We start from the raw sequence: 264 nt of genomic DNA, 5'->3' as shown, positions 1-264 counted from the left end.
GCCCGCGACAGCTCGCCCACGAGGCGGTCCGCGTGTCCGTCGGGCAGCCCCATCCGCCGCGCCTCCTCGCGCAGGAGCGGCAGCCCGCGGGTGCCGTCCAGAAGGTTCAGAAAGCTGCCCGTGGCCGTGTCCATCGGGCCGAGCACCAAGGCGTGCGCGGGCGCCACCCCGAACTGCACGGTGCTCAGATCCCGCCAGCCGCGCCGCAGCGCGGGCTTCAGCGTCGGATGCATGGTCGTCCCCCGTCGTCCGCCCGGCGCCGCC

The 264-nt window shown here is 76.1% G+C and carries 1 pseudogene; it reads right to left on the bottom strand.

Going from position 1 to position 264, the window contains the following annotated elements:
- Positions 1-233: pseudogene (locus AB8Z36_RS42245) on the bottom strand (ThiF family adenylyltransferase); the annotation flags it as partial.
- Positions 234-264 lie beyond the last annotated feature (31 nt).

Origin of the sequence: Streptomyces flavofungini (genome assembly GCF_041028215.1) — a bacterium.
GTDB lineage: Bacteria > Actinomycetota > Actinomycetes > Streptomycetales > Streptomycetaceae > Streptomyces > Streptomyces flavofungini_B.
This window is presented reverse-complemented; position numbering and strand designations above follow the sequence as displayed.